Annotated in this window: 3 protein-coding genes; all 3 read right to left on the reverse strand. The window is 74.4% G+C overall.

The features are described from left to right. The coding region (locus tag AB0B63_RS32305) for a type I polyketide synthase (RefSeq protein ID WP_357025811.1) at positions 1-3,007 on the reverse strand (3,007 nt) is incomplete at its 3' end. 56 nt (positions 3,008-3,063) lie between these two features. Continuing rightward, positions 3,064-6,186 carry a type I polyketide synthase gene (locus tag AB0B63_RS32310; protein ID WP_357025814.1) on the reverse strand — a complete coding sequence of 1,041 codons (3,123 nt, stop codon included), beginning with the start codon at positions 6,184-6,186 and terminating at the stop codon, positions 3,064-3,066. A 44-nt stretch (positions 6,187-6,230) separates the two neighbouring features. Further along, positions 6,231-9,127, reverse strand: a 2,897-nt coding sequence (locus AB0B63_RS32315) for a type I polyketide synthase (protein ID WP_357025817.1), incomplete at its 5' end; no start/stop codon positions are given.

Genomic DNA, 9,127 nt, shown 5'->3' on the forward strand with positions numbered 1-9,127 from the left:
CACCCACACCCACACCCGCAACACCCACACCCGAACCCAAACCCACCACCAAACCCACCAACCGCTCCGCCACCAACACCGGAGTCGGAAAGTCGTAGGCGAGCGAGGACGGCAGCGGCAGGGCGGTGTCGGCGACCAGCCGGTCGCGCAGTTCCACGACGGTGAGCGAGGAGAAGCCGAGTTCCTTGAACGTCGTCTCCGGGTCCACGTCGGTGGCGTTCGGATGACCGAGGATGCCGGCGGCCCGCCGCCGGACCAGCTCCAGGGCGACGTCGAGGCGACGCTCCGCCGGCAGCTCCCGCAGGTCGGTCGCCCAGGCCCCGTCGCCGACGGGCTCCTCGGTCACCGGCGCGTCGGCGTCGGGCCGTACGGTCGTCGTGCCCGGGTCCGTTGCGGGCGCGTCGATCCAGAAGGGCCTGCGCTGGAACGCGTAGGTGGGCAGGGAGATCCGCTGTGCGCCCGGGAAGGACGTGGTCCAGTCGACCGGGACACCCACGACGTACGCGTGGCCGACTGCCTGCCGGAAGCGGTCGAGGCCGCCCTCGTCGCGCCGCAGGGTGGGCACGACGGACGCCGGCTGCCCGGCTGCGGCGAAGGTCTCCCGCAGGCCGACGGCCAGCACCGGGTGCGGGCTGCACTCGATGAACGTGGTGTACCCGTCGTCGAGCAACGCCGTGGCGGCCGGCTCGAACCGGACGGTCTGCCGTAGGTTGCGGTACCAGTAGGCGGCGTCCAGACCGGCCGTGTCGACGGGCGTTCCGGTCACCGACGAGTAGAAGGTGACCGGGGCACTGGTGGGCGTGATCGGGGTGAGCTGGGCGAGCACCTCGTCGCGGACCGTCTCGACCTGCGGGGAGTGGGAGGCGTAGTCCACCGGGATGGCCCGGCACCGCACCCCCTGCGCGGTCAGCTCGGCGAGCACCTGCGGTAGCACGTCCACCGCTCCGGACAGGACGGTCGAGTCGGGGCCGTTGATCGCCCCGATCGCCACCTGGTCGCTCCACTGCTCCAGCACCGGCAGCAGCCGCTCGGCCGAGGCCGCCACCGACGCCATCGCGCCCGTGCCGGCCAGGGCCCGGATCGCCCGACTGCGCAGGGCCACCACCCGGGCCGCGTCCGGCAGGGTCAGCGCGCCGGCCACGCACGCGGCGGCGATCTCACCCTGGGAGTGCCCCACCACCGCGTCGGGTTCCACCCCGTGCGCCCGCCACAGTGCCGCCAGCGACACCATCACGGCGAACAGCACCGGCTGGACCACGTCGACCCGCGCCAACTGGTCGGCGTCCCCGCCGAGCAGGACGTCGCGCAGGTCCCAGTCGGTGTACGCGGCCAGCGCGTCGGCACATTCGTCGAGGCGGTCGCGGAACACCGCGGAGTCGGCGTACAGGCCACGGGCCATCGCCTCCCACTGCGAGCCCTGGCCGGGGAAGACGAAGACCACCCGGCCGGGCTGGGCGCGGCCGACGACCAGGTCGGGTCGGTCGTCACCGGCGGCGAGCGCGGCGAGGGCGGCGAGCATGTCGGCGCGGTCACCGGCGCGGATCGCCGCCCGGTGCCGCAGCGCGGCCCGGGTCGTCGCGAGCGAGTAGCCGAGGTCGACGCCCGCGACGTCGCCACCGGTGGTGAGGAACCGGTGCAGCGTGGCCGCCTGGGCGCGCAGTGCGGCGGGGTTCTGAGCGGACACCACCCAGGGAGCGGTGTGCGGGGGCGTCGGCGCGTCGGTCCGGTCGCCGGTGGGCCGGGGCGCCCGCCCGACGACGAGGTGGGCGTTGGTGCCGCCCATTCCGAACGACGAGATGCCGGCCAGGGCGTCGCCGTCACCGGCGGCGTCCGCCGGCCACGGCCCGAGCGCGCACTGCACCTGCAGGTTCAGCGCGACCAGGTCGATGCGCGGGTTGACGGTGCTGAAGTTCAGACTCGCCGGGATCTGCCCGTGCCGGGCGCTCAACGCGAGCTTGAGCAGGCCGACCAGACCGGCGGCCCCTTCGAGGTGCCCGACGTTGGTCTTGGCCGAACCGACGGCCAGCGGAGCGTCCGCCGGCCGGTGCACGCCGATCGTCGCACCCAGCGCGCCGGCCTCGACCGGGTCGCCGACGGGCGTGCCCGTGCCGTGCAGCTCGACGTAGCCGACGTGGGCCGGGTCGGTGCCCGCCTGCCGGTGCGCCCGCCGGATCACGTCGGCCTGCCCGTCGCCGTCCGGGACGGTCAGGCCGGCGCCGCCACCGTCGTTGTTGACGGCCCCGCCGAGGATCACGCAGGAGATGTCGTCGCCGTCGGCCACCGCGTCGGCGAGCCGCTTGAGCACGACCAGGCCGCCGCCCTCACCGCGTACGTAACCGTTGGCGCGCGCGTCGAAGACCCAGGCGGTGCCGTCCGGGGAGAGACCGCCGAACTCGCCGACCCGGGCGGTGCTCCCCGGTTCCAAGATGAGGTTCACGCCGCCGGCCAGGGCCAGCGAGACGGTCCCGGCGCGCAGGCTCTCGCAGGCCTGGTGCACGGCGACCAGCGCCGACGACTGCCCGGAGTCGACGACCACGCTGGGCCCGGTCAGGCCGAGCGTGTAGGAGATCCGGTTGGCCACGACGCTGCGGTGCAGCCCGGTGAGGGTGTGGACGGTGGCGGGCACCCGGCCGGCCAGTTGGGCGTAGTCGTCCTGGATGGCGCCGACGTAGACCGCCGCGGGCCGCCCGGCCAGCTGGTCGGGTGCCAGCCGGGCGTCCTCGAACGCCTCCCACGCCAGCTCCAGCATCAGCCGCTGCTGCGGGTCCATCGCGGTGGCCTCGCGCGGGGAGATGCCGAAGAAGGCGGCGTCGAACCCGGCGACGTCGTCGAGGAAGCCGCCGGGGGGCGCGGTCGGCCCCGACCGGTCGGCGGGTGCCGCGCCGATCGCGTTGCCCCCGCTGGCGAGCAGGGCCCAGAACGCGGCCGGGTTCGCCGCGCCGGGCAGGCGGCAGGACATGCCGACGACAGCGATCGCGTCCTCGGAAAAGTCACGGGTCTGCGGCATGACAACTGACCTCATTCTGCGTCGATCGCGGGCCATCGGGGGTGGGGCGGAGGGTCTTAGACGGTGATCAGGGTGTCGACGTAGTCGACGATCGCCTCGAACGTCGGGTGCTCGTAGACCAGCGCGGCGGGCAGGTCCACTCCGGTGGCGGCGGCGGCCCGGTTGCGCAGGTCGATCGCCATCAGCGAGGTGAACCCGAGTTCGAGCAGGGGGACGTCGGCGGCGACGTCGTCGGCCCGGTCGAGCCGCATCACCTCGGCGGCCAGCCCGCGCAGGGCCATCAGCAGGGTCGCCCGGCGTTCGGCGGCCGGTAGCCGCAGCAGGGTGACGGCCAGCGACGGCTCCGCCTCGTCACTGCCGTCGGTGAGCGAGTCGGGCGGCGTGGGTGCCCGGCGGGTGGCCACCATCGGTGCGACCGCGTCCAGCCAGTAGTGCTTGCGCTGGAACGCGTAGGTGGGCAGGTCGACGGTGGTCGGGGCCAGCCCGTCGGTCAGCGCGTCCCAGTCGACGCCGCCACCCCGGCAGTACCAGTTCGCGACCCCGGTCAGGAACGCCACCGGCTCGTCGACGTCGCGGCGCAGCAGCGGCAGCACCGCACCGGTCGTGCCGGCGACACCGAGGTTCTCGGTGACCACCGCGCTCAGCACACTGTCCGGGCCGACTTCGAGGTACTCGGTGACCTCGGCGGCGGCCAGCGCCCGGACGGCGTCGGCGAAGCGGACCGGCCGGCGGGCGTGCGCCACCCAGTATTGCGGGTCCTCCAGTTCACCCGGGCCGACCGGTCGACCGGTCACGGTGGACACCAGCTCGACGGTCGGCGGCCGGTAGGTCAGGCTCGCCGCCACCCGCCGGAACTCGTCGAGCATGGGCTCCATCCGGGGGGAGTGGAAGGCGTGGCTGACCCGCAGTCGGCTGGTCCGCCGGCCCTGGGCGGCCCAGGCCGCCTCGATCTCGGCGACCGCCGCCTCGTCACCGGCGACCACGACGGAGGACGGTCCGTTCACGGCGGCGACGGCGACCTCGGCGGCCCGGTCCACCAGCATCGGTGTCACCTCGGCCTCGGTGGCCTGCACCGCCACCATCGCGCCGCCGGCCGGCAGTTCCTGCATGAGTCGTCCGCGTGCGGTGACCAGGGTGGCCGCGTCGGCCAGCGTGAGCACTCCGGCGACGTGGGCGGCGGCGAACTCGCCGACCGAGTGCCCGACGAGCCGTTGGGGCCGGATGCCGAACCGTTCGAGGAGCCGGAACAGCGCCACCTCCACGGCGAAGATGGCAGGTTGGGCGAACCGGGTCTGGTCGAGCAGCGCGGCGAGGTCGGTGCCCGCCGGGGCGAAGAGCACGTCGCGCAGCGCCACCGGCAGGTGCGCGTCGAGGGCCGCGCACGCCGCGTCGAGGGCCGCGGCGAAGGCCGGGAACGCCGGGTAGAGGTCGCGGCCCATGCCCGCGTGCTGCGAACCCTGGCCCGAGAAGATCATGGCGAGGGTACGACCGCCGGGCGGGGCGGGGCGGCCCCGCACCACCTGGGCGGAGCCTGAGCCGCCGGCCAACCGGTCCAGACCGGTGAGCAGCTCGGCCGGGTCGGTCCCGAGCAGAACGGCACGGTGGGCGAACAGCGGACGACGATTCAGGGTGTACGCCACGTCGACCGGCCGCAGCGGTCGACGCCGCAGGTGGGCGGCGAGCCGTCGTGCCTGGTCCCGCAGTGCCTTGGGCGAGTTTCCCGACAGTGGCCAGGCGGTCGGGCGGTCGGGTGTCACCACCGGCGCGGACCCGTGTTCCCCGGCGGGCGGGGGTGGCGACTCCTCAAGGATCAGGTGGGCGTTCGTGCCGCTGATCCCGAAGGAGGAGATGCCGACGCGACGTGGCCGATCGGCGACCGGCCAGGTCACGGCCTCACGCAGCAGGCGTACCGCGCCCGAGGACCAGTCCACGTGGGGGGTCGGTGGGTCGGCGTGCAGGGTCCGGGGCAGCACCTCGTTCCGCATCGCCTGCACCATCTTGATCAGGCCGCCGACTCCGGCCGCGGCCTGGCTGTGCCCGATGTTGGACTTGAGCGAGCCCAGCCAGAGGGGGCGTTGCGCGTCCCGGCCGGCGCCGTACACGGCTTGCAGGGCGCGTACCTCGATCGGGTCGCCGAGGGTGGTGCCGGTGCCGTGCCCCTCCACCGCGTCGAGGTCGGCGGGGGTGAGCCGGGCGTCGGCGAGGGCGTTGAAGATGACACGTTCCTGGGCGGGCCCGCTCGGGGCGGTGAGGCCGTTGCTGGCGCCGTCCTGGTTGACCGCGCTGCCCCGGATCAGACCGAGCACCGGGTGCCCGTTGCGCAGCGCGTCGGAGTACCGCTCCAACATGACCACTCCGACGCCCTCGGCCCAGCCGGCGCCGTCGGCCCCGGCGGAGAAGGACCGGCACCGGCCGCCCGGCGACAGGCCGCGCTGCCGGGAGAACTCGATGAACACCCCCGGTGTCGCCATCACCGTGACGCCTCCGGCCAGGGCCAGGGAACACTCGCCCCAGCGCAGCGACTGGCAGGCCAGGTGGATCGCCACCAGCGACGACGAGCAGGCGGTGTCGACGGTGATCGCCGGCCCTTCGAAGCCCAACGAGTAGGCGATCCGGCCGGAGGCGATGCTCGCCGCGCTGCCGTTGCCGACGTACCCCTCGAAGCCCTCCGGTGCCGGCATCAGCCGCGACCCGTAGTCGTTGTACATCACCCCGACGAACACGCCGGTGTCGCTGCCACGCAGCGACCGGGGGTCGACGCCGCCCCGCTCGATCGACTGCCAGGCGTGTTCGAGCAGTAGGCGCTGCTGGGGGTCGATGGACAGCGCCTCGCGGGGGGTGATGGCGAACAGCCCGGCGTCGAACTCGGCCGCGTCGTAGAGGAAACCACCCTCGCGGGCGTAGCTGGTGCCGACGGTGTCCGGGTCCGGGTCGTAGAGCCCGTCGAGGTCCCACCCCCGGTCGGTGGGGAACCCGGCCACGGCGTCGACCTCACCGGCGACCAGGTCCCACAACTCGTCCGGGGTCTGCACCCCGCCGGGGTACTGGCAGCTCATCCCGACGAGCGCGATCGGCTCGTGGCGGCTCTCTTCGAGATCCCGGATGCGTTCCTGGGCGTCGCGCAGCTCAATGGTCATCCGCTTGAGGTAGTTGAGGAGCTTCGCCTCGTCACCTGACATGCGCTGGACACCCGCTCTCGTTGACTCCTGCGGCCGGTGGCCGCTCACTGCGGCACCGTGCCGAACTCCTGGTCGATCAGGTCGAAGATCTCGTCCACGGACGCGGACTCGATGCGCGCGTTGGCTTCCGGGCCGGCCGACCGGTCCGCCGGGGTCGTCTTCCAGTCGGCGAGCATGCTCTCCAGCCGGGCGGCGACCAGCCGGCGCAGCCCCCGGTCGGAGGAGGCCGCCGCCATGGCGGCGGACAGCCGGTCGAGTTCGGCGAGGACCGGGCCCTCGGCGTCGGCCGGCGCGGCGGTCTCCCGGATGAAGTCGGCCAGCGAGGTGGGCCGTGGATGGTCGAAGACCATCGTGGCGGGCAGTTGCAGACCGGTGGCGGCGCTGAGCCGGTTGCGCAACTCGACCGCGGACAGCGACTCGAAGCCGAGTTCCTTGAAGGACCGGTCGTCGTCGACGCGCGCCACCCGGTCGCCGCCGAGGACGGCGACGACGTTCCTGCGTACCAGGTCCAGCACGATCTTCTGTTGTTCGCCGACCGGCAGCCCGGCGAGCCGGGTGACCAGCGGTTGGGACGCCTGTTGGCCACCGGCGGGGCGGCGGGCCGTACGGGTCAGCCCGGACAGCCGGGGTGGCACGTTGTCGGTCTCGGTGCGGGCGCTGAGGCCGGCGATGTCGAAGCGGGCGGTGACCAGCACCGCCGGGCCGGCGGCCAGCGCGTCGTCGAAGAGGGCCAGCCCCTCGTCGAGCGACAGCGGCAGCAGACCGCCCCGGCTGACCCGGTCCAGCGCCGCCCGGTCGAGTTTCGCCGCCGCGCCGGCCCCGGTGCCGCCGGTCTCGCCCCACAACCCCCAGACCAGGGAGGTGCCGGCCAGGCCGGCGGCCCGGCGGTGTTCGGCGAGCGCGTCGAGGGCGACGTTGGCCGCCGCGTAGTTGCCCTGACCGAGGTTGCCGAGTTGACCCGCCACCGAGGAGAACAGCACGAACGCGGCCAGGTCGGCGTCCGCGGTCAGCTCGTGCAGGTGCAGGGCTGCCTGCACCTTCGGCCGCCAGACGACGTCGAGGCGGTGCGGGGTGAGGCTGGGCAGCACCCCGTCGTCGATGACCCCGGCGGCGTGCACGACCGCGGTGAGCGGGTGGTCGGCCGGCACCGTGGCGAGCGCCGCGGCGACGGATTCGCGGTCCCCGACGTCGCAGGCGACCAGCCGGGCCGTCGCCCCCTGCGCGGTGAGGTCGGCGAGCAGGTCACCGGCGCCGGGGGCGTCCGCGCCGCGCCGGCTCAGCAACAGCAGGTGCCGCACGCCGTAGGTCGCCACCAGGTGCCGGGCGACGAGAGCGCCGAGCGCCCCGGTGGCCCCGGTGATCAGGACCGTGCCGTCCGGGTCGAGCCTCGGCGGCCCGGCAGGCTCCGCCGACCGGCGTACCACCAACCGGGGTACGAGGCCGACGCCGTTTCGCAGCGCGATCTCCGACTCCCCGGTGGCCAACGCGCCGGGCAGGGCCGGGCCCGAATCGGCGTCGACGTCGATGTGCACCACCGCGCCGGGGTTCTCCGCCCGCGCGGTACGCAGCAGGCCGGCGACCGGTGCCATGGCCAGGTCGACGTCGGTGTCACCGGGCAGCGGCAACGCCCCGCTGGTCACCACGACCAGCTTCGACTGCGCCAGTTCACCGCAGGCGAGCCAGCCCTGCACCGTGTCGAGCACCTGCCGGGTGGGTAGCCCGGTGACGGTCGGGTCGACCCCGGCACCGGGTGCCGGGCCCACGCAGGAGACCAGCACGGTGGACGGTGCCGGTCGGCCGTCGGCGACCGCCGCCCGCAGCGACTCGACGTCCGGGTAGTCCGCCGGATCGACGCCCGGCAGGTCACGCAGGTGGTGGCCGTCCGCACCGACGAGGACATGGTCCTGGGTGGCGTCCGCCCCGGCCGGGATCTCGACGGGGTTCCAGCGGATCTCGTAGAGCGGCAGCCGGTCGGTACGCAGCGCGGCGAGCCGGGCCGGGTCGATCTCGCGGAGGGTCAGCGCGCGTACCGATCCGACCGGGTTGCCGGTGTCGTCGGCGATGTCCATCCGGACGGTTTCGCCGCCGGAGGCGTCCCACCGCACCCGCAGTCGGGAGGGCGTCACGTCGGCGGCCGTCACCCCCTGCCAGGAGAACGGGATCCGCAGCGGCAGCGGGCCGTCGTTGTCGGCGAGCGCGAGCGCCAGCAGGGGGTGCAGGGCCGCGTCGAGCAGCGCCGGGTGCAGCCGGTGGCCGGTGGGGTCGGCCCCCTCCGGCAGGGTGATCTCGGCGTAGCAGTGGTCCGGGTCCCGCCACAGCCCGGTCAGGCCCCGGAAGGCGGTGCCGTAGCCGTAGCCGTGCTCGGCGAGCCGGTCGTACAGGCCGGTGAGGTCGACGGGCACCACGCCGGCGGGCGGCCAACTGGTCAGCGCCGTGCCGGCCGGGTCGGCAACCGGGGTCAGCACACCGCTGGCGTGCAGGGTCCAGTCCTGACCGGAGTCGGTGTCGGCCGACCGGCCGTGGATCGTCACCCGGCGGCGGCCGGTGTCGTCCGGGGCGGACGCGACGACCTGGAGGTCCACGACGCCGTGCGCGGGCAGCGCGAGCGGCGCGTGCAGGGTCAGGTCGTCGACCATGGCCAGTCCGGCGTACGCGGCGCAGTGCAGGGCCAGGTCGACGAAGGCCGCGCCGGGCAGGAGGACGGTGCCGCCGACCAGGTGGTCGGCGAGCCACGGGTGGGTGGTAAGCGAGACCCGGCCGGTGAGGAGGGTCCCGGCGTCACCGGCGAGCACGACCGCGGCGCCGAGCATCGGGTGGCCGGCCTGGTCCAGACCGGCGGCGCTCAGGTCGCCGGTGTTGCGGGGTGCCTCCAACCAGTACCGCTCCCCCTGGAACGCATACGTCGGCACATCCACCAACCGACCCGCACCCACCACCCGAC

The sequence above is a fragment of the Micromonospora sp. NPDC049081 genome, assembly GCF_040648835.1.
Taxonomy (GTDB): Bacteria; Actinomycetota; Actinomycetes; order Mycobacteriales; family Micromonosporaceae; genus Micromonospora; species Micromonospora antibiotica.